At 70.2% G+C, this 24,756-nt stretch carries 27 protein-coding genes; 16 read left to right on the forward strand and 11 right to left on the reverse strand.

Features of this window, described 5'->3' with window-relative positions; genetic code table 11:
* Positions 1–213 precede the first annotated feature (213 nt).
* From ETAA1_RS16325 to ETAA1_RS16365, 10 genes are all read left to right on the forward strand, one after another.
* Positions 214–1,122 (forward strand): selenium metabolism-associated LysR family transcriptional regulator, encoded by a 909-nt coding sequence (locus ETAA1_RS16325; protein WP_145240249.1) that lies wholly within the window; start codon positions 214–216, stop codon positions 1,120–1,122.
* 108 nt (positions 1,123–1,230) lie between these two features.
* Positions 1,231–1,731: a cupin domain-containing protein gene (locus ETAA1_RS16330; RefSeq protein WP_238389232.1), complete on the forward strand. Its 501-nt coding sequence runs from the start codon at positions 1,231–1,233 to the stop codon at positions 1,729–1,731.
* Between the two features lie 88 nt (positions 1,732–1,819).
* Positions 1,820–2,065 (forward strand): carboxymuconolactone decarboxylase family protein, encoded by a 246-nt coding sequence (locus tag ETAA1_RS16335; RefSeq protein ID WP_145240251.1) that lies wholly within the window; start codon positions 1,820–1,822, stop codon positions 2,063–2,065.
* The gene (locus ETAA1_RS16340; RefSeq protein ID WP_145240253.1) at positions 2,066–2,380 is read left to right on the forward strand and encodes a carboxymuconolactone decarboxylase family protein; all 315 of its coding nucleotides are present in this window, start codon (positions 2,066–2,068) and stop codon (positions 2,378–2,380) included.
* A 53-nt stretch (positions 2,381–2,433) separates the two neighbouring features.
* Complete coding sequence (locus ETAA1_RS16345) at positions 2,434–2,757, forward strand: DsrE family protein (protein ID WP_145240255.1); 324 nt, start codon at positions 2,434–2,436, stop codon at positions 2,755–2,757.
* A gap of 58 nt (positions 2,758–2,815) precedes the next feature.
* Positions 2,816–3,637: a class I SAM-dependent methyltransferase gene (locus ETAA1_RS16350; protein WP_145240256.1), complete on the forward strand. Its 822-nt coding sequence runs from the start codon at positions 2,816–2,818 to the stop codon at positions 3,635–3,637.
* 99 nt (positions 3,638–3,736) lie between these two features.
* Complete coding sequence (locus ETAA1_RS32040; protein WP_202920175.1) at positions 3,737–3,901, forward strand: hypothetical protein; 165 nt, start codon at positions 3,737–3,739, stop codon at positions 3,899–3,901.
* Between the two features lie 39 nt (positions 3,902–3,940).
* The gene (locus tag ETAA1_RS16355; RefSeq protein ID WP_145240258.1) at positions 3,941–4,402 is read left to right on the forward strand and encodes a hypothetical protein; all 462 of its coding nucleotides are present in this window, start codon (positions 3,941–3,943) and stop codon (positions 4,400–4,402) included.
* A gap of 108 nt (positions 4,403–4,510) precedes the next feature.
* Positions 4,511–5,023: a carboxymuconolactone decarboxylase family protein gene (locus ETAA1_RS16360; RefSeq protein WP_145240260.1), complete on the forward strand. Its 513-nt coding sequence runs from the start codon at positions 4,511–4,513 to the stop codon at positions 5,021–5,023.
* Between the two features lie 30 nt (positions 5,024–5,053).
* A complete protein-coding gene (locus ETAA1_RS16365; protein WP_145240262.1) occupies positions 5,054–6,016 on the forward strand; it encodes a PLP-dependent cysteine synthase family protein in 963 nt (320 codons plus the stop codon).
* A 479-nt stretch (positions 6,017–6,495) separates the two neighbouring features.
* On the opposite strand, the gene ETAA1_RS16370 is transcribed toward ETAA1_RS16365, so the two are convergent.
* The 7 genes from ETAA1_RS16370 to ETAA1_RS16400 form a co-directional block, all read right to left on the reverse strand.
* Positions 6,496–7,086 carry a hypothetical protein gene (locus tag ETAA1_RS16370; RefSeq protein ID WP_145240264.1) on the reverse strand — a complete coding sequence of 197 codons (591 nt, stop codon included), beginning with the start codon at positions 7,084–7,086 and terminating at the stop codon, positions 6,496–6,498.
* The gene (locus ETAA1_RS16375; protein ID WP_145240266.1) at positions 7,067–7,384 is read right to left on the reverse strand and encodes a hypothetical protein; all 318 of its coding nucleotides are present in this window, start codon (positions 7,382–7,384) and stop codon (positions 7,067–7,069) included. Before ETAA1_RS16375 ends, ETAA1_RS16370 begins: the two co-directional genes overlap by 20 nt.
* 18 nt (positions 7,385–7,402) lie before the next feature.
* Positions 7,403–8,236, reverse strand: coding sequence for a hypothetical protein (locus ETAA1_RS16380; protein WP_145240268.1), 834 nt, complete (start codon positions 8,234–8,236; stop codon positions 7,403–7,405).
* A gap of 111 nt (positions 8,237–8,347) precedes the next feature.
* On the reverse strand, positions 8,348–9,049 hold the full coding sequence (locus ETAA1_RS16385; protein ID WP_145240270.1) for a hypothetical protein: 702 nt from the start codon (positions 9,047–9,049) through the stop codon (positions 8,348–8,350).
* A gap of 205 nt (positions 9,050–9,254) precedes the next feature.
* Complete coding sequence (locus tag ETAA1_RS16390) at positions 9,255–12,251, reverse strand: reverse transcriptase domain-containing protein (RefSeq protein ID WP_145240272.1); 2,997 nt, start codon at positions 12,249–12,251, stop codon at positions 9,255–9,257.
* Between the two features lie 6 nt (positions 12,252–12,257).
* Positions 12,258–12,728 carry a hypothetical protein gene (locus ETAA1_RS16395; RefSeq protein WP_145240274.1) on the reverse strand — a complete coding sequence of 157 codons (471 nt, stop codon included), beginning with the start codon at positions 12,726–12,728 and terminating at the stop codon, positions 12,258–12,260.
* A 44-nt stretch (positions 12,729–12,772) separates the two neighbouring features.
* Positions 12,773–13,594: a hypothetical protein gene (locus ETAA1_RS16400; protein ID WP_145240276.1), complete on the reverse strand. Its 822-nt coding sequence runs from the start codon at positions 13,592–13,594 to the stop codon at positions 12,773–12,775.
* A gap of 154 nt (positions 13,595–13,748) precedes the next feature.
* Between ETAA1_RS16400 and ETAA1_RS16405 the strand changes: the two genes are divergently transcribed.
* On the forward strand, positions 13,749–14,627 hold the full coding sequence (locus ETAA1_RS16405; RefSeq protein WP_145240278.1) for an IS1 family transposase: 879 nt from the start codon (positions 13,749–13,751) through the stop codon (positions 14,625–14,627).
* Positions 14,628–14,759: 132 nt separating this feature from the next.
* Entirely contained in the window at positions 14,760–14,957 is a 198-nt protein-coding gene (locus ETAA1_RS16410; RefSeq protein ID WP_145240280.1) for a helix-turn-helix domain-containing protein, read from the forward strand.
* Between the two features lie 658 nt (positions 14,958–15,615).
* Here ETAA1_RS16410 and ETAA1_RS16415 read toward each other — a convergent pair.
* The gene (locus ETAA1_RS16415) at positions 15,616–16,692 is read right to left on the reverse strand and encodes a tyrosine-type recombinase/integrase (RefSeq protein WP_145240282.1); all 1,077 of its coding nucleotides are present in this window, start codon (positions 16,690–16,692) and stop codon (positions 15,616–15,618) included.
* Between the two features lie 397 nt (positions 16,693–17,089).
* On the opposite strand from ETAA1_RS16415, the gene ETAA1_RS16420 reads away from it, so the two are divergent.
* Positions 17,090–17,311 carry a hypothetical protein gene (locus ETAA1_RS16420; RefSeq protein WP_145240284.1) on the forward strand — a complete coding sequence of 74 codons (222 nt, stop codon included), beginning with the start codon at positions 17,090–17,092 and terminating at the stop codon, positions 17,309–17,311.
* Positions 17,312–17,334: 23 nt separating this feature from the next.
* Here ETAA1_RS16420 and ETAA1_RS16425 read toward each other — a convergent pair whose 3' ends face one another.
* The 3 genes from ETAA1_RS16425 to ETAA1_RS16435 are packed head-to-tail and all read right to left on the reverse strand — an operon-like array spanning position 17,335 to position 19,591.
* The gene (locus ETAA1_RS16425) at positions 17,335–17,799 is read right to left on the reverse strand and encodes an acyl-CoA thioesterase (protein ID WP_238389233.1); all 465 of its coding nucleotides are present in this window, start codon (positions 17,797–17,799) and stop codon (positions 17,335–17,337) included.
* Positions 17,800–17,843: 44 nt separating this feature from the next.
* Positions 17,844–18,977 (reverse strand): LptF/LptG family permease, encoded by a 1,134-nt coding sequence (locus tag ETAA1_RS16430; protein WP_145240288.1) that lies wholly within the window; start codon positions 18,975–18,977, stop codon positions 17,844–17,846.
* Positions 18,974–19,591, reverse strand: a complete 618-nt coding sequence (locus ETAA1_RS16435; RefSeq protein WP_145240290.1) for a fused DSP-PTPase phosphatase/NAD kinase-like protein — start codon at positions 19,589–19,591, stop codon at positions 18,974–18,976. The genes ETAA1_RS16430 and ETAA1_RS16435 overlap by 4 nt, the downstream gene beginning before the upstream one ends.
* A gap of 164 nt (positions 19,592–19,755) precedes the next feature.
* Here ETAA1_RS16435 and ETAA1_RS16440 point away from each other — a divergent pair, with 164 nt between their 5' ends.
* From ETAA1_RS16440 to ETAA1_RS16450, 3 genes are read left to right on the forward strand one after another with little or no spacing between them, the layout of a single operon-like run.
* Positions 19,756–20,661 (forward strand): SGNH/GDSL hydrolase family protein, encoded by a 906-nt coding sequence (locus ETAA1_RS16440; protein ID WP_202920176.1) that lies wholly within the window; start codon positions 19,756–19,758, stop codon positions 20,659–20,661.
* A 19-nt stretch (positions 20,662–20,680) separates the two neighbouring features.
* The gene (locus ETAA1_RS16445) at positions 20,681–24,127 is read left to right on the forward strand and encodes a PVC-type heme-binding CxxCH protein (protein ID WP_145240294.1); all 3,447 of its coding nucleotides are present in this window, start codon (positions 20,681–20,683) and stop codon (positions 24,125–24,127) included.
* A 5-nt stretch (positions 24,128–24,132) separates the two neighbouring features.
* Complete coding sequence (locus tag ETAA1_RS16450) at positions 24,133–24,753, forward strand: CbiM family transporter (RefSeq protein ID WP_202920177.1); 621 nt, start codon at positions 24,133–24,135, stop codon at positions 24,751–24,753.
* The last annotated feature ends 3 nt before the right edge of the window (positions 24,754–24,756 follow it).

A 24,756-nucleotide genomic window follows, 5' to 3' on the forward strand; every position in this document is an offset into this window, starting at 1 on the left:
GGCCAGACCGGGCGAGGTGACCGCCGCGCTCCACGATTCCCGTATCTGGGCGATATCTTGTCCGTTGCCGAACCCTGTGACGTCCGAACCGGTACCCCGATTCTCGTGCAGGTTCGGACGGACGGTTCGACCAAACGGACTCACTGCACGTGGTATCGGCGCGGTGATTCGGTAGTCGTAGCCTGGCAATAGCCGACCCCGACCCTGAACGTTATGAACCCCGAACTGCCGCACCTGGAGACGTTCGCCGAGGCCGCCGAGCGGTCGAGTTTCACCGCCGCCGCCCGCGCGCTCGGACTCACCCAGGCCGCCGTCAGCCAGCGCATCCAGGTGCTCGAGCGCGAACTCGGCGTGCCCCTGTTCCGCCGGATCGGAGGGAAGGTCGAACCGACCGACGCCGGCCGCAAGCTACACGACTACGCGCGCCGCATCCTCGACCTCCACCGAGAGGTGCGCCGGGAGGTCACTGGCAAGGAGGTGCCCGTCACCGGCAGGCTCGCCATCGCCGCCAGTTCCGTCCCCGGCGAGCACCTCCTCCCCGCCCTGCTCGCCGCCTTCGGCGCGAAACACCCGCACGTCCGGGTCCAGGCCGCGGTGAGGGACAGCGCCGCCGTGATCGGGCTGGTCGAGTCCGGCGAAGTCAGCGTGGGACTGGTCGGCCGAAAGTCCGATGGTGCGGGCCTCGCGTTTCGCCACCTCGCCGACGACCGGATGGTCGTGATCGCCCCGCCTGGCCACGGGTTCGCCAGGAAGAATCGCGTGACGCTCCGTCAGCTCGCCGCCCACCCCCTCGTGCTGCGCGAGCCCGGGTCAGGCTTGCGGCACTGCTTCGAGAAGGCGCTGGACCGGGTGGGCCGCTCGCTCTCCGACCTGCGCATCGCCCTCGAACTGGGTAGCAACGAGGCCATCAAGGAGGCCGTCCTGCGCGGGGTCGGCGTGGCCGTTCTCTCCACGCTCGCCGTCCGGAAGGACGTGGTCGCCGGGCGGCTGCTCGCGCTGGATGTCGAGGGCCTCGTCTGCGACCGCGAGCTGTTCGTGGTCACCGACCGCCGGCGGGTGCTGTCACCTCCGGCCCGGTTGTTCGTAACCCACCTCGAAGCCGTCCCCGACCTCGCGTCATAAGCCCCGCTTATCATCCGCACGCCGACTATCACCACCCGTCCCTCACGCCGTTCCCCGTCCGCCCCTAACGTGCCCCCGTCGCTCCTCAACGCCGACCGGGGGTCGAGCATGTTCCGCTCAAGGACGCTGGCCACGCTTTCCGTCGCGGTCGCTGCGCTGTTGGTCACGCGCGGACCCGCGCCGTCGGCCGGGCACGACGACAAGAAGGAGATGGCCGCGCTCCACCGACCCGACGGCCTCAAGTGGCAGGACGGGCCGCCTTCTCTCCCACCGGGGGCCAAAATCGCCGTTCTCGAAGGCGACCCGACCAAGCCGGGGCCGTTCGTATTCCGGGTGAAGGTGCCCGACGGCTACAAGATCCCGCCGCACACTCACCCCAAGCCGGAACGGGTCACGATCATCTCCGGCACGTTCAACCTCGGGATGGGGGACGCGTTCGACGAGAAAAAGGGGGAGGCGCTGCCCGCCGGCACCTACGGGACGTGGCCGGCCGGGATGAAGCACTACGTCTGGGTGAAAGGGGAAACCGTCGTCCAGTTCCACGGCGACGGGCCGTGGGTGATCGAGTACGTCAACCCGGCCGACGACCCCCGCAAGGGCAAGCAGTAAGTCGGCGCGAGCTGTGGAGTCGGTGTGGATCGAGATGCTGCCCGGTCCAGACGTGTTCCGTTCCGCGACGCACCAAGGAAGAATTGACATGCCGTGGGTTTCGACCGTGCCGGAGGATCAGGCGACGGGGGCACTCGCCGAGGTGTACCGCAAGGCCCGTGAGCGCGCCGGCAAGGTGCCCAACATCGCGAAACTCCAGAGCCTCCGGCCCGAGACGACGGCCCGCGGGTTCGAGCTGTACTGCCAGCTCATGGACGCGCCGACCGGTATCAGCCGGCGGGAGCGGGTGCTGATCGCCACCGTGGTGTCGAAGGTGAACGGGTGCTTCTACTGAATGGAGTCGCACGAGAAAGACCTCCGGTCGGCGGTCGAGAGCGACGAGCAGCGGCAAGCCATTCAGAACGACTACCGCGCGGCCGGCCTGACCGCCCGCGAAGTGGTCCTGCTCGACTACGCGGTCAAGCTGACGAAGAACCCGCAGGGGGTGTCGCGGGCGGACCTGGACGCCCTGCGCGATCTCGGCTACACGGACGAGCAGCTGGTCGATGCCGTCCAGTGCGTCGGCTACTTCAACTTCATCAACCGCGTGCTCGACGGCCTGGGCGTCGACCCGGAGCCGGGCATGCGCTACGCCGGCCCCGCCGCCTGAACGGTTCGGGCCTTCGGTGACACGCTCGTCCAGACACCTACGGGCACTCCGCAATGAAACTCGGCATCGTGATCTACTCGAACGACCCGGAAACCGTGTGGAATGCGTTCCGCTTCGGCGACCACTCCATCAAGCACCACGGCGACGAGGTGCGAGTATTTCTGCTCGGGCGCGGCGTGGAGGCCGAGTCGCTCGATTCCGCTGCCTTCACGGTCACCGAGCAGATGGCACAGTTTGTCGCTGCTGGGGGGACCATCCTGGCCTGCGGCACGTGCCTGAAGCTGCGCCAGGCCGGCGGAAGCGAGATGTGCCCGGTCTCCACGATGAACGACCTCCACCGCCTGGTCGCCGAGTGCGACAAGACCCTGACATTCTGAAACCGTTCCTCGCGACCGGTGTCGACCTCGCCGCCGATCGGCCCACAGGAGACGCGAGATGAGCCAGCCCGCGACCGACATCGACGCCCTGAAGGGCCGCCTCAAGGCCACCTGGATGGCGGGCGACTTCGGGCTCATCGCCAAGAGCTACGAGGCCGGGGCGGCGGAGTTCGTCCGCCGGCTCGGGTTCGCTCCCGGCAGCAGGGTTCTGGACGTCGCCTGCGGGACTGGGAACCTCGCCGTCCCCGCCGCCCGCGCCGGGGCCGTTGTCACCGGGGTGGACATCGCCACCAACCTGCTGGAGCAGGCCCGGTCGCGGGCCGCGGCGGAGGGGCTCACCGCCCGGTTCGACGAGGGGGACGCGGAGAAACTGTCGTACCCGGACGCGAGCTTCGACGCGGTTATCAGCATGTTCGGGGTGATCTTCGCGCCACGCCCGGAACTGGCAGCCGCCGAGTTGCTTCGCGTCTGCCGGCCCGGAGGCACAATCGCGCTCGCGAACTGGACGCCCGGCGGGTTCATCGGACAGGTGTTCAAGACGATCGCCGGCCATGTTTCGCCCCCGGCCGGTATGCCCTCACCACTTCGGTGGGGGGACGAGGCCACGGTACGGGAGCGGCTGGGAGCCGGAACGGAACAGTCCTTGACGAAGCGGATGATCCGGTTCGAGTTCCCGCTCACCCCCACTGAGGTGGTGGAGTTCTGGCGGGTGTACTACGGCCCCACGTGCCGGGCGTTCGAGGCGCTCTCGGGCGAGCCCGGGAAGCAGGCCGCGCTCCGCGCCGACCTCGAGCAGCTCTGGACGGGCCACAACCAGGCGTCTCCCGGCGCGACGCGCGTCGAGTCGGAATACCTGGAAGTAATCGCCACCAAGACCTGAGCGCGGTGGCCGGAGCGGGCGGTACACGCGGTCCGCGGGTCGTCCCACGCGGACCGCGTCCGAAACCGAGGGACCGACGACAAGCACGGAGAGAGCGACATGCCTTTGCTGAGCGGAATTCGTGTGGCGGCGGTGGGCGCGGCCCTCGCGGGACTCGTCTGGACGGCCGCGGCCGACGACACGGAGGGGGCCGCCGACCGGACCTCGGCGAACGGCGTCAAGGTCCCGCCGGGGGCGAGTGTGCGCGCCTACCAGGTGTGCTGATACGACACGGCGAACGCCGTGCTGGCTGGTCAGCCAGGAGTGATCGACGTCGTGAAGCTGGTCCAGAAGACGCCGCTCAAGGAGTGGGTGACGGTCTACTTCGACGGGACGAAGACGACGCCGGAGAAGGTGCTCAAACACCTCCGCGAGAAAGAGTCGCCGGAGGCCGCCATGGTACAGCCGGTGACGGCGGACAAGTCGGGTGTGAAGGTGGTCGTCGACAATCCGGTCGCGGCCCCGGGCGACTTGGTCAGGGTGTCGGTCCGGCTCGCTGACGGGAGCACGGGGTCCGCGAGGGTGGTCCTCCCGAAGGGATGGCGCGTGCACCGCGGGCCGAAGGCGGATGCCGGAGCACCCCGCTTCGACATCCAAGTCCCCGGGATCGAAGCGGCGGGGAAGCACGAGGGCTCGGTCGTCGTGAGGCGGGGCACGCCGGAGGCCGATGTCAGGATTCCGTTTGCCGTCGAGCTCGTCCCGCGGGTCGAGCCGAAGGGGAAGTAAGAGCAGCCGGTCGAGAGCAGCTGACGCGGCCCCCCACGACTCGGCAACGGGTCGTGGGGGGCCGTCCGTTCTGACGCCGCCCGCCCCGCCACTCGCGAGGACCTGAGTATGCCACTCCTGCCGCCGCTCAGTGCCACGGAAGCCGGTGAGGCGCAAGGCCCGCTCGAGTCCCTTCGGGAGAAGCTCGGTCAGGTGCCGAACATGTACCGCACCTTCGCCCACGCCCCGCTCGTCCTCGACGCCGCCGTCTCGATGGCCAAGGCCGTCCGGACCGTACTCGACGCGAAGACCCGCGAGCTCGCATACCTGAAAGTGGTTGAGATCACCGACTGCCACGTCTGCCGGCACTACCACGTCGAGCACGGCCGCCGGGCTGGGCTGACCGACGAACAGATCCGTGACCTGCTCCCCTTCGAGGAGAGCGCGGCCTACACCGGGGGCCAGAAGGACGTGCTCCGGTTCACGGAGCAATGGACGCTTACCGGCCGGGTGGCCGACGACGTGCTGGCCCGGCTCCGGGCCGCGTTCACGCCCGGGCAGCTCGTGACGCTCGCCGCGACGGTGGCACAGGCAAACCTCACGTGCCGGTTCAACAACGTCTTCGGGGTCGAGCTTCCGTGACGCCTTCCGAACCCACCAAGTAGATGCCGTATGGGCAGTACCACCATTCTTGACCGCATCGGGAACACGCCGCTCGTTCGACTGAACCGGGTCGCCTCCGGTTGCCCGGTCCCGGTGTACGGGAAGTGCGAGTTCCTCAACCCGGGCGGGAGCGGCAAGGACCGGATCGCCAAGGCAATCGTGGACGATGCCGAGCGCCGCGGCGTACTGCGGTCCGGGATGACACTGATCGAAGCGACGGCCGGGAACACCGGCATCGGGCTCGCGCTCGTCGCCGCCGTCCGGGGCTACCGGCTCGTGTGCGTGATGCCCGAGAAGATGTCGGAGGACAAGCGGGCCGCCCTCCGTGCCGCGGGCGCAGAGGTCGTCGTCACGCCGAACGCGCCGCCCCACGACCCGCAGAACTTCCAGCAGGCAGCCCGCCGGCTCGCGGCCGAGCGGGGTTGGTTTTTGACCGACCAGTTCGCGCACCCGGCCAATCCGAGGGTCCATGAGGAGACGACCGGGCCAGAGATCCTGGAGCAGTGCGGCGGCCGCGTCGGCGCGTTCGTCTGCGGGGTCGGCACCGGCGGCACGATCACCGGCGTCGGGCGCTACCTCCGGGCGCGGGCTCCCGGGGCGAGTGTGATCCTCGCCGACCCGGTCGGCTCCCGGCTCGCCCACCTGGTGAACCCAGCGCACCCGGATCACGACGCGGCCTACGCCGTGGAGGGCATCGGTGGAAGCGTCGCGCCGCCCGTCCTCGACTTCGCGGTCATCGACATCGCCGAGCGAGTGTCGGACGACGAGTCGTTCGCCATGACTGGCCGGCTCATCCGGGAGGAGGGCCTGCTCGTCGGCGGCTCGTCGGGAACGGCAGTTGCGGCTGCTCTGCGGATCGCGGCCAGGAGCCAGCACAGCGACCCGATCGTCGTTCTTCTCGCCGACTCGTGGGACCGCTACCTCTCGCGAGCTTGGATACGCCAGGGCACGGCGAGTCTCGAAAGTGAGTGATGGAAAGAGTGCAGTGGCCAGGGTGAGGTCGCGAAGGCCGCCGGTTAGCACAAGCGATACGGTTTAGGATCGCAGGCGATTCGGCGGTTAGGGTAGTCGAAGCCCACGATGCCGGATCCGATCGCGGCGAGTCCGAACGGACACGGTCTTTGCTGCGTCGGTCCGACACCCCGAGGGTCTGAAGCTCAACACCGCCAGATCGAATTTGAGGGGACTTGGCTCATAAATAGCACGTCTCGCTACTCCTCCCCCGACGGATCGCGGGGTGCTATCGGGCCGCCCACCGGCGGCCCGTCCGGACCAATCAACTACTGGACTGTCGCCAGCTGCATAACCTGGAACCCGCCCCGCGGGTGCGCATTGTCTCCCGCCAGCCCGGGCCGGTGCTGGGGAGAATCTCCAGCACCGCCCGGCGAATGAGACCGGGAAGGGTCGGTCCTTTAGCCGACCCTTCCCGGTAGTAACTCGGCCGGCCCCGCCTACCCGTGGACGAGCCGCGCGGCGCGGGTCGGCGCAGCGCGCCGCCGGCCCTTGGTGCGGACCGGGGCGGCGGGCTTACTGACCGGGGTCGCCGGGGCGGGCCTCGGCAGGGGAGTCAGCAGCCGCCGGCAGAGAGCCAGCTGCTTGAGGGCCGCGGCGAACTTCGCCTGCGCGCGGTCGGCCCGGTCGAGCAAGAATCGCCGGTGGGTGTCGGGGAGGTCCTGAAGGCCGGTCTGGGCCGCCCGCGCCGCGAAGTACTGGCTCTCCAGCCAGGCGAGTCCTGCCTGTCGGGCCAGTAGCTGCTCGATCAGCGGCGCCCCGTCCCCGGCCAGCGCGGCGGTCAGCCGCCGCAGCTCGAGGTCGAGCGCCTCCCGGACCACCAGGTCGTGCCCGGCGGCCAGCCCGATCCACGACCGCTCGGCCTTCAGCCCCAGGTCCCCGACCTCCCGCCACACCCGCTCGTTCTCCTTCAGGAACTGGCGCAGCCCCGGGAGGGTCGACAGGTCCCCGCCCATCGCCGCGAGCAGCATCTGCCTCACCCCGGCCGGGAACCCGGCCCCGGCGGCCGGGTCATTGTTCGTCGCGTCCATGCCGTCTTCTCCAGTGACCCCGGGCGTGCTGGTGGTAGCCCGCGGCCACCAACTCCGCCCGGAGCAGGTCCATGACCAGTCCCGCGAACAGGGCGGCGGCCGCGTCCGCCGCCACTGCCCGCACCCGCTCGTCCCGAAACGCGGCCGCCATGCCGGCCCGCCGCTGCCGCTCCTCGGCGTCGAGGGCGGCCGCGAGCCGGGCGTCGGGGCCGCACCCCCAGTATTCCCGCCAGACCCGCCCGCCCCGCTTCACCGTGCGGTAGTAGTACTTCTTCCCCTTGCGCGTCTCCCACGGCATCGTTGTGTCCCCCGCCCGTCACTGCGCCGCCCCGGCCCCGGTCACCGCGCCGTCGGCGCCGGGTGCGGCTCGGTCGGAGGTGGGGTCGCCCGTGTCCGCGGCGCGGAGGGCGGCGAGCCGCTTTCGTACCCGGGAGAGAAGACCGGTCAGCGGCCCGAGGGTCTTGAGGCGGTCGGCCGGCACCGCCTCGGTGGCGACGGCGAGCCGGACGGTCAGCCGCCACTCCCAGTCCTGCAACACGTCCAGCCCGACCCCCACCACGTCCGGCGGGACGTCGGGCGGGCTAGTGGTGAAGTACTGCACCAGCAGGTCGATCGCCCCCGGCCCGCGGCGGTACCCGATCACCTTGAGCGCCCGCTCGGCGTCGTCCACCCCGCCCTGCCGGATAAGCAGCGGGACGATGACCGTGTTGTGGACGACGCTCCGATTCTTCCGGCGGCCGCAGACGTCGAAGAACACCCGGTCGTACGCCGTCACCGTGGCCGCCGACAGGCCGCAGGCGCTCGCTACGGCGGCGACCCCCTGGCCGGCCGCCAGCCGGGCCTCCACCACCCACCGGCCGAACGGGTGCGGGGACCGGAGCAGGTCGTGGGCGGCCAGTAACGGGGTCGACGGCCGCGGGTGGTCGGCGGTGGGGTCGGCGAGGTGGCGGCGGAGGCCGAACGCCCGGTGGACCCACGGGTCGTCGGACTCGGCGTGCGGCGTCCGGCCGTACCGCAGGAGCGTCCCGGCGAACCGCCAGCGCCAGTCGAGCGGGCGGAGCGGCCGGCTGGCGACCAGCGGGTCGAGCAACTCGTCGTCCGCGGCGGCCGGGTTAAGGCTGCGGTGGATGATCTCGGGCAAGGTTGACACAGGATTTGTACTCCGTTGTGGCGGCGGCCTTGCCGCCGGTTCCTATGGGCTTGTTCCTTCTGCCGTCGCGTTGGCGGGGCGGACCCGGGGTTGGCGCCCCCGACACGCCGTTCAGCTCACGTCCACCTCCGACCCGGTTCGCTCCAGGTCGGCGAGGGCGTCCGCCAGTTGGACCGCGTCGGCGGTGAGGGTGCGCCCCACCCGGTCCAGTTCGACGACCAGGCTGCGCAGGTCCCCGAGGACCCGCGGCGGGGTCGACACCCCGTCCCGGATGGTGGCGAGCAGCCCCCCGGACTGGGCGGCGAAGATGGCGTCCTGGTAACTGGTCTGGCGGTCGAGCTGCCGCAGGTAGCCGGCGACGTTCCGCTCGAACCCCTTGGACCGTGGCGGCGCGGCCCGCCGGCCGCCGCGCGGGCGGTTGCTGACCTCGTGACAGCCCACGTCGGCACTCATCTCGCGGACCGGCTGGGCGAGCGTGATCGCCCGGTTGATCGTGGCGGCCCGCCGCTCGTCGTCCTTGACCCTCAGGGCGACGCAGAGCTTCGCCCAGCTGATGCGGCCGTCCCACGCGCGGATGTCCGCCGGCGAACACCGGCCCGCGCAGTTGAGAGTCGAGTAGATCAGGCTGCGATCCAGCCCGAACCGACCCCCGACGGCCCTGATCCAGTCGTCCCCGTACCGGCTACACTCCTGGATTCGGCCGAGGAGGACCCCGAGCCGGTGGTACCAGGCCAGCTTCACCACCCGTTGTTGAAGGTGACGCTCCAGCTGGCGAACCGTCGGCGCCAGTCGCTCGTCGTCGAGAATCGCCACGTTGATCCCTCCTTGTGTGAGTTCGTCGGGGCGGCACCTCGTCGCCCACTACGCCGGCCCAGTGTGATGGGCCGGGGTTACGTCACCCCACCGCACCCCGACGGACCCGCCAGCGGGTCGATCAGGGGCAGCACTACTGCGGGACTGGAACAGTCAGCTGATCCGGCCCCGCGGGACTGGGCGGCGGAGCTGCCCGTCACCGTCGTCATCCTTCTCTGGACTCACGTCCTTGACGGGCTGCCCTCTCGAGCTTCCCCCGCCATCGGTTCCGTGAGCCCCGCAGCCGTTCGGACAGCTTCTCTGGGGAGATGGCCCCGTCGAACCCGTTCTCCCGGGCGGTGGAGAGGATGGTCTGGTGGACGGCCTCCAGCCGGTTCTCGACGGCCGGTCCGCAGGCTGCCGCCCATCCGCAGAGGATGGACCTGGCCTGCGTCCCCGGGTCGTCCGCCCGGTGGGCGTCCTGGAGAGCCGCCGCCAGGTCCGTCCAGGCGTCGTCCGGGATGTCCGGGACGACCTTCCTGTCACGAACCTGGAGGGTGAACCCCAGGAGTTCCACGGGTCGGACACGGAGGTCGGTCGGTGTAGACGGTCCGGCCGTCGTCCCCTTGAGGTCGAGGCCGACCTGTCCGAGGAGTTGGCGGACCAACCCGAGCGCCTCCACGCCGTCGGTCTCGCTCCGGACCAGGTACGCGACGTTGTCGGCGTATCTGGTCCAGAACGGGATGAGTGCCCCCTCCCGGTCGACGGCGAGGTCGTGCCGGGGGTGCAGGTGGGTGTTCAACAACAGGGGCGACAGCGGACACCCCTGGGTGATGCCGACTCCCTCCTTTCGGTGGTGGCGAGGGTCGCGACCCCGGACGATCGCCTCGACCAGGTTGAGTAACGGGGCGGGGTCGTAGTTCTTGGGCAGCGCGGTGGCGAGCATCGCCTCGATGTCCGCCAGCAGCAGGTCGTGGCAGACGCTCGGGAACGCCTGCTTCACGTCGTCGTCCACGATGTTGGTGATGCCGGTGTAGTCGACGTACGCCTTCAGGGCGGCGAGCGCGTCCCAGTGGTCGCGGCGGAGGTCCGGCGGCGCCGCCGACCCGGCCGACCGGAACCCGTACGAGCCGCCCAGGAAGTGCGGGTCGAGGTGCGGGGCCAGCGCGCGGTTCAGGGCGCCGGCCAGCACCCGGTCCAGGACCGAGCCCACCTCGATGGGGCGGAACCTGCCGTCGGGCTTCGGGACCTTGACGAGACGGGTCGGCTCGGGCCGGTAGCCGCCGTCGAGCACCCGCACTGACAGGCCGCGGAGGTGGCCGACCCACTCGCGCGGGGACAGGTCGTACAGCCCGATGCCGTCCTCGCCCGCGCCCCACCCGGCGCCGGAGCCCGTCATGTCGAGCAGCACCGCGTACAGGTTGTCGGTGCCGACGATCTCGTCGACCAGCGGCAGGTAGCCGTTGCGTCCCTCGAGCACCCTCCGCGCCTCGTTCTTGGGGCGCAAGCGGGAGTGCCGCGAATAGCCCGAGAGCCGGTTCGGCGGCAGGCGACGCGGCCGGCCGGTCGGTGGCGTCAGTTGTGCCGTTGACGGTTGGAGCAGCGCTACCACAATCGGTTCCGCCTGCGCGGTGGTGTCGTCGGCGTCGGCGTCGGCGTCGGTGGTGGTGGAGTCGCCCCCGACCAGCTTCGTGGCCGCCAAGGTGCCCCGGATCGCGTCCCCATCAGGGTGGCGCGCCAGGTAGCGGCGGAGTTGGTCGGACCCCGCCGGCTCGGCGATCGACCGCCAGCCCAGCCGGCGGTACGCCGCCCGCCGGCTGCGGCCGTTGCGCTGCAGGCCGCGGTGGAAGCGGTCGTCGATGTCGATGAACACCAACTCCGGGGCGGTCGAGTCCGCCGAGCCGAAGTCGGCGGCGCGGGGCAAGGGGCCGGTGCCGCCGTCGGCCCGGATCACCACGTCGTACTCCCCGAGGGGGACCTCCTTGAGCCCGCCAAAGGTGCAGACGACGGCGGCCGGCTCGCCGCCGACCGGCTCGCCCCAGCCCAGTCCCGTGCGCCCGGGCGCCGGCAACGGGCAGAGTCCGCGCCCCGCCCCCGCCCAGCCGGGCAACAGCGAGAGGACCCGGTTCCCGTGCTCGGCGTTCTCGACGACCACGGCGACGTGGTACCCGGTCTTCGCTCGTCGACCGGACGGGGGCAACCGGCGACGGAGACTCTTCGGCACCAGCCTCGTGACTGCCCGGTGGTCGCCGGTGTGTAGCGCGGCCGCGATGTCGGCGATCTGCCGGTTGCGGCCGGCGTTGGCCCAGACGCCGATGTCCTTCACCTTCCCGGGGGGTAGCCCTATTGCGAGCCGGGTTCCTCGGTACGGCACAGCTCCGTACACCACGGCGCGGTCGGTCAGGCCGTGGCGGCCGACCCGCACCTCGGCGAGGCCGTAGACGCGCATCAGCCGGTCGAGATCGGCCGGGGGCACGGCGGCGGTGTCGGCCAGCAGCCCGACCAGCCGCCCGGGGCTGGCGCACTCGACGGCGCGGAGCGCCCGCTTTTCCAGCCCCTCGAGCACGTCCAGGACGACGACGACCTCGCGCCGGGCCAGCAGCGCGTCGTCGTGCGCCAGCCCCTCGAAGGTGCTGACGGCGACGCGGGTCCGGGGGAGTTCGCGGCCGCGGGGGCCGGTGAACGTCGTCACGTCCAGCCCGGCGTCGCGGGCCAGGGCGACGAACGCGTCGACCTGCCCCACGGTCTTGCCGACCACGGCAACCGACTTGGCGGCGAAGGCCAGCGGGATCTGCACCGCCAGCCACACCGGGTCGACGACGCGGCGGTCGTAGCGGACGGTGAGGTACGGCTCGCGGGCGACCGCGCCGATCACCCCGGCGTCGGGGCAGAGCCCCGGGTCGAGGGCGGCGGGCGACCACGGGGCCGGGGCGGGCATCCGGACGCGGCCTCCGCCGGCGCGGACGAACTCGGCCGCGAGGGCAGCCAGTGGGCGCGGCCCGGCCAGGCAGGGGGTGCCGGCGAGGTCGTCGGCCGGGGCGAACAGCGGCCGGGTCACCCACTTCAGGCGGACCGGCGACCCGTCCGCCGCCGCGACCACCTCGCGGGTCGTCAACAGGCTCAGCCCGGCCAGCGGCGGGGTAATCGCCGCCACAGCCCCCGCGGTGCGGACGGTTACCGTCGCCGGGGTGATGTTGCCGGTGGTGTGCCCGTGCGGCGGCATGTTCGTCTACGCCATCCCGTTCGTGGTGGTGAACTCGTTCGTGGTGGGGACGCCGTACACCAACTTGGTGGCGATCATGTTGCCGGTGTCGGTGGCGATCATGTTGCCGGTGTCGGTGGCGCTCATGTTGCCGGTGTCGGTGGCGATCATGTTGCCGGTGTCGGTGGCGATCATGTTGCCGGTGTCGGTGGCGCTCATGTTGCCGGTGTCGGTGGCGATCATGTTGCCGGTGTCGGTGGCGATCATGTTGCCGGTGTCGGTGGCGATCATGTTGCCGGTGTCGGTGGCGATCATGTTGCCGGTGTCGGTGGCGATCATGTTGCCGGTGTCGGTGGCGCTCATGTTGCCGGTGTCGGTGGCGCTCATGTTGCCGGTGTCGGTGGCGCTCATGTTGCCGGTGTCGGTGGCGCTCATGTTGCCGATGGCGGTGCCGTTCCCGTGCTCGGCCGTGAGCCCTTTGTCCGCAGACCACAGCACCGTCGCGCCCGGCCTGGGGCTACCGCCCGGTGACGTGGCGGCCGTCAGCCAGCCTTCTGCCGGAGACGGGCGATCAACTCCCCGGCTTTCCGGAGGGTGCGGTCCTGCTCGCGAGTCAGTTCGGGCGGTTCGCCCTCCAGCGGCCCGAGTACCTTCGACCACCGGTGCATGGACTTGACGAACCCCACGAGCGTCCCCGTGACGGCCGCGGGACTGCCCCCGCCGAGGTGGCGGCTCCGTACCTCCCCCACCGGGACGCCGGCCCGCAGAGCCTGGTCGACCCGCCGGGCCACCTCGGCCCCGGCCGCCACCACCCTCAGCACGTCGTCGAGGCGGAGGTGGCCCGCGAGGAACTGCCGCCGGACCTCGGCCGGGGCCGCCAGCGCCCCGGCGTAGCGGCAGAGGTGGGTCCGGGAGACCCCGAACACCTCGCGCCACATCTTGTACAGCCGCTCGGACCGCCTCTTCGTGTGCTTCCGCTTGTAGGCCGTCTTGTCCTTGATGCTGTTCAGCGGCGGCATGGCCTTGATCACCTGTTCCGTCACGACGTAGGCCCGGCCCATCGCCAATTCGTTCCTGGCCTCCGGCAACAGGTCTTTCGCGCCGAACATCTGCACCACGGCGGGGTCCTCGTCGGGGTCGCCCACGGGGACGGCATGAACATCCACCTCCTCCCGCTCGACGGCGGCCAGGTAGTCCGCCACGCCGACGACGACGAACTCGCCGGCGACGCCGATCCGGCCGCGCCGTGGCGGGGCGGGAACGAGTGCGCAGAACACGGGGTCGTTGAGTAGAGCGGTCACGACTGCCGGGAGCCGCAGAGCTGCAACCGGGGTCGAATGGCCGCGGCTTGTGGGTTTCGACACGATCGCCTCCATTGAGGGGTGGAAAAGCATGCCCGGACCGGGGCCATGCGGAACAGCGCGATCACGGGTGGGTAGCCACTTGCCACGAGACGACATGTAGTGTAAAACTTAGAACAGAAGAAAACAAGCGTAGCGCATGGAAGAGGCGTAGCACATGAACGGGTGGGCCTGGAAGGTTTCTGAGGCCGGTTATGGCTGGGAACTTCCGAAGGATGGTGGCGGGACGCCAGTCCTGGTGGTGTCTCGCCCGTGGCCGAACCGCGTGTATGTGCCGGCCGCCGAGCAGCCCGCATTATTCCGCGTCTTCGCGGAGTTGGCTCCCGAGCCACAGGCGATGCTCGACTTCGCAAATGCCTACGGCCATCTCGGGGACTTCCTTTGGCTGGCTGGGGGCGGTCTAGCTCCTGATCGCGCCGGTGGCGCCGACCCGCTCAACGACGCTCTTGTGCGGCGGACGGGGCTTGCTCCCGACCGACTGGGGAGGGAGCGAGCGGAGACGGTGTCCTTCTGGAAGGCTCAGATTGAAGCGATGCGTGCCCCGTGTTTGCTCTGGGAAAGGGTGGCGGAGGGGAAAGACGACCCCGACCTAACCGCGCGGGTGGCCGAGGCCGTCGACCAGGGGTGTCGGGAGCGGGTCGAGTGCCGGTTCAGCTACGACGCGCGGGGCCGCACAGCCGGCTGGTCCCGCACGCCAGTGGACCTCCTCGGAGCCCTCTGGCTGCAGTTCGCCGACACGGTGGCGGGTAACAAACGGACCCGGCGGTGTTCAGTCTGCGACCGGTGGTTCTTGGTCGCCACCGGCGCGGGCCGGACCGACAAGGAACACTGCTCGCTCGCGTGCCGCCAGAAGGCGTACCGGAAGCGCAAACAGGACGCGATCGACCTCTATGCGACGGGCATGCACCCACGAGAAATCGCTTCTAAGTTGGGCTCGGACTTCGACACCGTGAAGGGATGGCTCAAGGGGCAGTCGGGGGGTGAGAACTCGACCGATGACGAGGTCAAACCCCTTCGGCCCGGGCTCGACCTCTGATGATGAGGTGACCGATGTTAGCGTTGCCGCAGACGGCAGGGGGTAATGCCTGTAGCGGTCGGAGTTTTACGGAGTCGTTCGGATCGGCAGCGAGTGAGAACCCGTGAAAGCGAGGGATAGCCCGTGAGGAACATGACCGTCCAGGAGGTGGCCGACCGCTGGTGCGTCAGCCGCTCAACCGTGTACGCGCTCGTCGCCAACGGCACGTTGCCGCACGCCCGCCTTGGCGTTGGTCGAGGCACCATCCGCATCTCCGAGAAGGACGCGGACGAGTACCTGGCGAAGTCCCGCCGGGACGACGCGAAGACCTACGCCGAGCACTTCGCGTAAACGACCTCTGCGCCGGGACCGACGAGCCTGGTGCCTGCTGGAAGGCCGCCCTCGCCCCGGGCTGGCGGTCCTCAAGTCGGGCGAATTCGTGCGGCACGTCAGACTCGGTTGAACCCACAGACCGGCGGTGTGAGAGCTCGTGGACGGCCGGGGCACGCAACCGCCCACCCGGGAATGCCCACCAGCATTGAGTCTGCCCCCGTCGCCCGGCTGCCGCACGCGATAACGGCCGTGGGGGTGCCGCCGACCAGGAAGGTGACGGTGACCTCCAGGGTCTTGAGGGACAGCGCGGACTGGATGGCGCCCGGGTGTTGGAGAAGAACCTGTACCGGTGGTCGGCGTCGAACGCCTTCACGTGGTGCGCGGAGTGGCCATCGACCACACTGCGGCCGACCGCCAGCGTCATCAGCGCCGCAGCGTACGAGCAGTCGCCGTCTTTGTCCGGGTCCAGGGCAAGCAGCTGCAGGGTGTCCGCGGCCTCCACGTCCTTCATCTAGTCGTGGAACACGAGCGCGTACGCCTTGCCCTCCGGGGTGGCGGTCAACCGGGATGCGGTCTAGCACGGCGGGTGCTAGACGATTTCGGGGTGGCTCATGAACTGCGGCGGCCCTTCCGTCGCCAACACTCGGAGGAGGTACGCCACTCGCCGCCGCGGCATTCACCCGGCGGCCTTCTTCGCCATCTCGCGCATGTGTGCGACCCGCTCCTGCAACTGGCTGTAGTGCCGCATGACCATGTCGGTGCTGCTGTGCCCGACCAACTCCGCGACCTTCACCACGTCAACGCCCTTCTCGAGGGCGTCGGTCACGAACGCCCGGCGGTAGCTGTACGCGGTGAAGTGCCCGAAGGCGGGGAACCGCTTCCGCAAGACGCGGAACCGGCAGCGGATCGCGTTCCGGTTCCACGGCCGGCCCCGCGAGTTGAGGAACAACGGGCCGTCCTGGTTCTGCGCGGCGAGCCGTCGGGTCAACCCGACCATCGCGTCGGTGAGGTACACTACCCGCGGCTTCCCGGTCTTCCTGCCGGTCTTGTGCGCCTCGAGCGTCCACACGCCGAGGTCGAGGTTCGCGTCGGCGGCCGTAACGGCCGCGACCTCGCCGGGCCGGCAACCGGTCTCCGACAGTGCGGTGAGGAAGCCGCGAAACGCTTCGTCCCGGGTCGCATCGAACAGCACCCTCCGCTGCTCGGGGGTCAGGTAGGCGCGCACCCGCGTCGCCGGCGGGACGTCGATCCCCGCGATGGGATTGACCGACAGCAACCTCCGCTTCGGGTTCACCGCCCAGTTGAAGGCGCCGAGCACGCAGAGGATCGCGTGCCGGCGCGACGCCGTCCACGTAGGGTGCGCGTCGAGCCAGTGCTCGACGAGGTCGACTGTGATCCGGTTCGGCGGGTTAGAGCGCACGCTCCGGAAGCGGATGAACGAGCGCAGGAAGAAGCGACGCTGCTGGTAAGTGGCCTCGGCCTTGTTCTTCTTCGTCCAGCCCAAGTAGCGCCCGAACAGGAAGACGACGGAGTCCCGTGGGGCAGAGGCGCTGGGCTCCGACTCGCGCTGCCCCATGAGTTCGCCGAAGAGCTTGAGGATGGAGGGCGGGGCGTTCCACAGGCCCGTGTTCTTGGACTTGCGAGGGCCGGGGGCGTCGGCGGGGTGCTCCCCTAGCCGGACCTGCTTGCCGTCGACTTCGACGAACCAGGCGTTCCGGACTCTGCGGTACCAGGGGTGTCGGGTGCGGGCCATGGGCTCCGGTCTCCTCGTAACCGAGGTGGAGAACCAGGAACCTGAATTCGTCGATTCCCTGCCGTGGTTCCCTGCCAGATGGTACGGCAGGCCGGGTTCCAGGGATTCCAAAAGTGCTTCAGGAGAACGGTTTGGGGAAAGTGCCAGCGGGGCTCGGTATGAGCGGCCCCCTTCTACCCCAAGCAAGCGCGCTAGCCAAGCTGCGCTACGGCCCGGAACGTACTCTTTGTACCGGACCGGACAGCCACCGGCAACCGCGGGTTCGCGGCTCCCACGAACCGATCCTGAAGATTTCGGTTTGGGGGTTGGCGCGACCGCGGCTCTGTGGTTCAATCTTGCTTAGAACACTTCGCCCGACCGAACCCGTCTCTCCACACGTCGAACACGGAGGGTTCAGATGTCCGCGAGCGTCCATCCCGTGCTCAACCGCGACCGCGACGAAGTCCGCGTGCCGGCGCCCTACGGCGCCACCCTGCTCTCCTACCTCGGCCGCAAGGGGCTCCGAGGCCACATCCACACGGACACCGTCGGCGACGTCATCGTCCTCGATGGTGAGCCCGACATGGGCCGCGTCCGGATGTACCTCGACGACTGGGAACGTGCCGCCACGTCCGCCTGAGTCGACGACCGAGCCCGCCCGGCCTAACCGGCGGGTGGGCTCGTTTCCGTCGGGAACAGCGGGATCGGCCTGCGGTCAGGCGTGGACATGTCCACGCCGACGAACACCGCCTCGGCTTCCGTCACCGAGATCGTCTCGGCGCCGCGCTCGGCCAGCACGTCCACGTGAACCGTGACCGACGTGCGGCCGAATTTCACCACCGACACGTTGAGCGACACCACATCGCCGACCAGCACCGGCTTCTTGAACTCAACCCGGTTCAGGGCCACCGTCACGAACGCGGCGCGGGGCGTGCCGCCGTTCAACTGCACGGCGCGACGGGCGCCGATGGCCCCGGCCATGTCGATGTGGCTGAGGATGACGCCGCCGAAGACGGTGTTGTAGACCGGGTACTGACTGCCGTCGGGGAGCGTGGCGACTCCCGGCAGCGGGTTCGCGTCCTGCGGCATCATCACCACCTTCACGGCGGTGTACGGCTCGGTCGCCACGGCGGAGCTCCCCGGAGTGCACCGCCGCGGGCGGCGGCGGCGGGCTAGGTGTGGACGGAGTCGAAGGCCACGACCGTGATCGGCCCGAACAACAGGACCGGCAGCCATGCCGAGAGCGGTGGGGCGACGTACCCCTGGTCGCCGAGGTACTTGCTGCCGAGCAGGCACAGGTAGAACCACACGCTGAACGCCAGGCAGACGCCCGTGCTGATGAACACGTGCCGGTTGGGGTTCTGAAGCACCACCGCCAGCCCGAGCAGCACCAGTAACGCACCCGTGATCGGCCGCGTCACGCGGGTGTGGAAGAGCACCGCCACCCGGGCCTGCCGCCGCGGCTCGTTCCGCGACAGCAGCTCCCGCAGCTTGCCGACCGGGGCGTACAGGTACCACCCGGCCCCCCGGCTCATCATGTCGTAGTCCACGTCCTGAGTCGTCAGGAAGTACTGGCCGATCTCCACCTGCCGGAGGTTCGGCGGCAGCGGCTCGCGCGGCGGGTTCTCCTTCGTCTCCTTCTCGCCGAGCCGCAGCCACCACCCGCCGCCCGGCGGCACGCCGCCGGCGACGGGCCCGTCGGACCCCGGCGGGAAGTAGATCGCCTCGTCGGCCGTGACGTGGAACATCGGGTACGGCGGGTTCTCCGGGAAGGTGGCGTAGAACTTGATGACCCGCCGCTCCTTCCGCACGCCGGCCAGGCCCTCCACCTGCACGCCGCTCGGGTCGTAGGCCCCGGCCAGCACCTGCGCCTTCACGCCCTCGGGGTCGTCCTTGGCGATCAACAACTGCCCGGCGATCCGCGGCAGAATGAACTCCTGGTTCAACGGCCCGAACGACAGCGTCACGGCCGAGCCGATCAGGATCGGGCGGATGACGCGGCGCGTCGGGATGCCGGCCGATAACTGCGGCAGCAACTCGTTGTTACGCTGCATCCACGAGACGGTAAACGCCGCCGCCATCAAGGCCGCGGGCTCGGCCAGGCGGTCGAAGATGAGCGCGATCTGGTACGAGTAGTAGCCGACGACGTGCCGGATGACGCCGGCCGCGCCGCCGCCGGCCCGGCCGAACGAGTCGATGTTCGTGAACAGGTCGATGATGACGTACAGGCTCAGCAGGCTGCTGAGGACGATGGCGTAGGAGCGGAAGTAGTTCCACAGAACCATGCGGTCGAGGGTGGTGGTCACTTCGGTCCCCCGCCCGGCCGCCGCGGCGCGTAGTGCTTCACGAACTGGATGATGAAGTCGTCGGCCTCGCTGGCCATGGCGTACCCGTAGCCGTTGTCGCGCAGTTCGCGGAGGGCGTCGCCGGTGCTCCAGCCCTCGTACTCCATCCGGTAGATCGCCGTGAGCCGGCCGGTGCGGTGGAGGCCGGCCTTGCAGTGGATCAGGATCGGGTACGAGGCGGGGTCGTCGAGCAGTTTCAGGTAGTCGGTGACGACTGCCGGCTGCTTCGTCACGTCGTTCGGCTGCGGCAGCACATCCGGCGTCATCAGCACGTAGCGGACGCCGAGTTGCTTGCAGAGGTCGCTTTCGAGCACCGCCGGCCGACCGAGCCACGACTCCGGCATGTGCGGGTCGGGGTTCTCGTGCTGGAGGTTCAGCACGGTCTTGATGCCGTACCGCTCGATCGTCTCGCGGAAGCCGCCGGCGGTCATCTGGCCGGAGCGGTAGAAGCGGCCGGGGGTCACCTCGCGGAACCGCTTGGCGTGGGCGTAGTTGGCGCGGAAAAGCGCCACCGGCGGCACCGCGACGAGCGCGACGACGACGAGCGAAAGTACCCAACGCCCCCAGCCCGGCATCCGCGGCCCCCCGTTCCCACCCGCATTCTTCGGCCGATCGCAGCCGCCGGAATACCCCCAGAGGGCGGGCGGTGTCAACTTCGACCCGCGGCCGCCGGCGCCACCTTCCCCCCGCGGTGCGGCCGGCGTAACCTGAACGTATCCCCTGCGCCGCGAGGTCCGCCGTGGTTCTCCCCCCTGCCCTGCTCGCCGCCGCGCTGCTCGCGCCGGCCCAGCCCGCCGCCCCGCCCCGCCCCGAACTCCGTGACGGCGACCGCGTCGTGTGGCTCGGCAACACGCTCGTCGAGCGCGAGCAGCGGTACGGCTACTGGGAGACGGCACTTTACGCGGCCAACCCCGGCAAGCGGTTCACCGTCCGCAACCTCGGGTGGAGCGGCGACACCGTGTTCGGCGAGGCCCGCGCCGCCTTCGACCCGCCCGCCAAGGGCTTTGAGCGGATGGTGAACCTGACGCTCGAACTGAAACCGACGACGGTGTGGGTCGCGTTCGGGGCGAACGAGTCGTTCGAGGGCGCGGCCGGACTGCCGCGGTTCGAGCAGGGGTTGAACAAGCTCTTGGACTCAATCCGCCCCGCGAACGCGCGGGTGGTGTTGTTCACGCCGGCGCCGGTGCAGGCGTTCCCCAAGATGCTCAGCGCCGAGGCCCGCGACGCCCGTATGAAGGATCTGGCGCTCTACGCCGAATCGGTGAAGAAGGTCGCTGCCGCGCGCGGGCTCGCCCTCGTGGACCTGTTCACAGCTCTGCAACCGACCTTCTCACAGACCACGTTCACCGAGAACGGCGTCCACCCGACCGCCGACGGCTTCCGCGACACGGCGGCGGGCTTCCTGACCGCGGTCGGCGGCGCACCTCGGACGCTGGAGTGGAAGCAGCTCGACGCCCTGCGGATCGCCGTGGTGGCGAAGAACGAGCTGTTCTTCCACCGCTGGCGGCCGCAGAACGAGACGTACCTGTTCGGCTTCCGCAAGCACGAGCAGGGGAAGAACGCCAAGGAAATCGCCGAGTTCGACCCGCTGGTCGCCACCGCCGAGACGGCCGTCGAGGCCGCCCGCGCCGCCCTCCAAAAGTAACCCCTCAATCGGACGCCATATGCCCCGCTTCCTCCCCGCGGCGCTGCTGCTCCTGTGGCCGTCGGCCGCGTTCGCCCAGCAGAACGCCAAGATCCCCGACCCCGACCCGGAGGTCGAGCGCCGCTCGTTCCAGGTGGCCGAGGGGTTCGAGGTGTCGCTGTACGCGGCCGACCCGCTCCTGAACAAGCCGATCCAGATCAACTTCGACGCGAAGGGCCGGCTGTGGGTGGCGTCGAGCGCGACGTACCCGCAGATCAAGCCCGGCGAGGCGGCCAACGACCGGATCATCGTCCTCGAAGACACCGACCGTGACGGCAAGGCCGACAAGACCACCGTCTTCGCCGACGGCCTCCTCATTCCCACCGGACTGGTGCCGGGTGACGGTGGCGTCTACGTCGCCAACAGCACCGAGCTGGTTCACCTGTCGGCGTCGCAGCCCGGGGGGAAGGCCGACCGCCGCAAGGTGCTCCTCAGCGGCTTCGGCACCGAGGACACGCACCACATCATTCACACGTTCCGCTGGGGGCCGGACAGCCGGCTGTACTTCAACCAGTCGATCTACATCCACAGCCACATCGAGACGCCGCACGGCGTCCGCCGGCTGAACGCGGGCGGGATCTGGCGCTACGAACCGGGCACCAGCCAGCTCGACGTGTTCGCCCGCGGCTGGGTCAACACCTGGGGCCACGCCTTCGACCGCGCCGGCCAGTCGTTCGTGACCGACGGCGCCGGCGGCGAGGGGATCAACTACCTGGTCGTCGGCGGGTACTATCTCACGTCGCAGGGCCAACACGTCGCGCGAATCCTGCAAGGGCTGAACCCCGGCTCGCCGAAGTTCTGCGGCCTCGAAATCGTCAGCGGCCGGCACCTCCCGCCGGAGTGGCAGGGCGACCTGATTACCAGCGACTTCCGCGGCCACCGCGTGTGCCGGTTCAAGCTCCAGGACGACGGGAGCAGCTACGCCAGCCGCGAGCAGGAACCGCTGATCCGGAGCAGTCACCCGGCGTTCCGGCCGATCGACGCGAAGATGGGGCCGGACGGGGCGCTGTACATCGCCGACTGGTACAACCCGATCATCCAGCACGGCGAGGTCGATTTCCGCGACCCGCGCCGCGACAAGACGCACGGCCGCATCTGGCGCGTGACCGCGAAGAACCGCCCGCTCGCCCCGTGGCCGAAGCTGGAGGGGGCGAGCGTAGCCGAGCTGCTGGAGGCACTCAAAGCACCCGAGGACTTCACCCGCCAGATGGCGAAGCGCGTCCTCGTGGAGCGCGGCACGGCGTCGGTGAAGCCCGAGTTGCAGAAGTGGGTCTCGGCGCTGCCCTCAGACGCGGACGCGGCCCGACTCGAGGCCCTCTGGGTTTCGCAAGGACTGAACGACACCGACTCCGAGTTGCTGAGCAAGCTTCAGAAGTCGGCTGACTTCCGCACCCGTGCCGCGGCCGTCCGCGTGCTGTCGCAGGTCGCGCCCGGCGCGACCGGGCAATTCGCTGCGGCCGTCGCCGATGATCACCCGCGCGTGCGGCTCGAAGCCGTCCGCGGGCTCGTCGGCGCGAAGTCGGCATCCGCCGCCGAGATCGCCCTTCGCGTTCTCGACAAGCCGATGGACCGGACGCTGGACTACGCCCTGTGGCTGACGACGCGTGAACTCGAACCCCAGTGGATGCCCGAGTTCCGAGCCGGCAAGTTGACGTTCGGCGGCGACCCGAAGAAGCTGGCGTTCGCGCTCAACGCCGTCGGCACCGCTGACGCCGTGAAGCCGGTGTTGGCGCTGATCGAGGGGAAGACCGTCCCCGCCGCCAACCGGCACGGCCTGTGGATGCTGCTCGCCCGCGTTGGCGGCCCCGACGAGTTGGTGAAAGTGCTGAACTTCGCCGACAAGGTGGAGAACGTGTCTCCAACCCAGCGCGTCGAGCTGGTCGCCGCTGTGGAGGACGCCATCCGCACCCGGCGCGTCCCTAAGCCGCGCGATGAGGTGAACCTGTTCCACCTCATCGACGAAATTAGCAACGGCACGAATCCCGAGTCCCGCGCCGCGGCCCGGTCCGCGTGCCGCATCCTGGCGCTGTGGAAGGAGCAGAACACCCGCCCGGGGATCGAGAGCATCGCCAAGCGCGAGACGCCCGTGGCGACGGCCGACCGGGCCGCGGCGATGGAGGCCGTTGCGCTCTACGGCGACCCGCGGGCGAAGACGTTTTTGGCCTCCCTCGCCGACACCGGCAAGGGCGACGCCCGGCGGCTGGCGATCGTGTCGCTGGCGTCGCTCGACCTGCCCGCCGCTGCGGGCAAGGCAGCGGCTTTCCTGCCGACCGCCGAGGCGAAGGACGACTTGCTGGAGGTGTACGGCGCCTTCCTGAACCGCAAGGGCGGCGCGCCCGTGCTGGCGAAGGCTCTCGCCGCCGCGAAGTTGCCGCCCGACGTGGCCAAGCTCGGCCTCCGCGCCGTCCGCTCCGCCGTCGGCGCCGACGGTGCCGCGCTCACGGACGCCCTCACGAAGGCCGGCGACCTGACCGCCGCCCGCAAGGAGCCCACCCCCGACGACATCCGCGCCCGCGTCGCCGACCTGGCGGCGATCGGCGACGCCTCCCGTGGCGAGGCGATCTTCCGCCGCCGCGAGATGCAGTGCTTCGCGTGCCACGCCGTCGGCGGCGCCGGCGGCCGCGTCGGTCCGGACCTGTCGAGCATCGGCGCGAGCGCCCCGGCGGACTACCTCGTCGAGTCGCTGCTCCTGCCGAGCAAGGCGATCAAGGAGGGCTTCCACGCCGAGCGCGTCGTCACCGCCGACGAAAAGGTCCGCGTCGGCGTCGTGGTCCGCGAGGCGAACGGGATGCTGGTGCTGCGCGACGAGAAGGACCAGGAAATCGCGGTGCCGACGCGCGACATCACCGAGCGCGGCAAGACGACGAAGTCGATGATGCCCGAGGGTCTGATCGACCCGCTGACGCGGCAGGAGGTCGCCGACCTGGCGCGGTTCCTGAGCGAGCTCGGCAAGGTCGGCCCGTACGCGGCGAACCCGGCCCGCGTGGTGCGGCGATGGGAGATCATCGAGGGGACGCCCGAGAACATGAACCTGGCGCGCCGCACCCGGCTCGCTGCGGCCGCGGAGGCGGGCACGCCCTTCGCCTGGACGCCGATGTACTCGAAGGTGAGCGGCGTGCTGCCGGCCTCCGAGCTGCCGCGGCTCGTGGTGTGGAACGGCAACGACCCGCTGGCCGTGGCCCGCTTCCAGCTCGACGTGACGACCGCCGGCAAGGTCGGTCTGCGGTTCAACAGCGTCGCCGGGTTGCAGGTGTTCGTGAACGGCCGCGCCGCCGAGCCCGCCGCCGAAACCGTGCTCGACCTGCCGGCCGGCGTACAGACGGTTACCGTCGTGATCGACCGCGCGAAGCGGGCCGACGACCTGCGCGTCGAGCTGACCGACGTGCCCGGCTCGCCGGCGCGGGCGGCCGTGGTTGGCGGGAAGTGAGTGACGTGCCGCTGTCGCTGTTCGCCGTCCACCTGTCCGGCGGCGTCGTCGCCGGGCCGTGGGCGGTCGGCGGGTTCGTCGGGGCGGCGGCGCTGTTGGCCGCGGCTTGCTGGCGACTCCCGGAGCGCGACATCCCCCGCGTCGGCGTCCTGTCCGCGGCGTTCTTCGTCGCCTCCAGCATCTCGCTACCGCTCGGAGGCCTGACGAGCGTCCACCCCATCCTGAACGGCCTCGTCGGCGCCTGCCTCGGCCGGCGGGCGCCACTGGCGATCGCCGTCGGCCTGACGCTCCACCTGTTCCTGCTGGCGCACGGCGGCCTCGACTCGCTCGGGCTGAACGTGTGCATCATGGCGCTGCCCGCCCTCGGCGTCGCGGCCGTGCATCCCGCGCTGCGGCGCCTCGGCCTGCGCGCATTCACGCGTGGCACGCTGCTGGGCGGCGGCGCGGTCGCGGGTGCTGCGATCCTGAACTTCCTGGTGCTGCTCCTGGGCGGGATCGAGGACTGGCCGACGCTGGCGCGGCTGGTGCTGTTGGCACACGTCCCCGTCATGCTGATCGAGGGGTTTCTGGTCGGCGTGATGGTGAGCTACGTCGAGAAGGTGAAGCCGGACCTGCTGGCGAGTTGAGGG

This window comes from Urbifossiella limnaea (genome assembly GCF_007747215.1).
GTDB classification, from domain to species: Bacteria; Planctomycetota; Planctomycetia; order Gemmatales; family Gemmataceae; genus Urbifossiella; species Urbifossiella limnaea.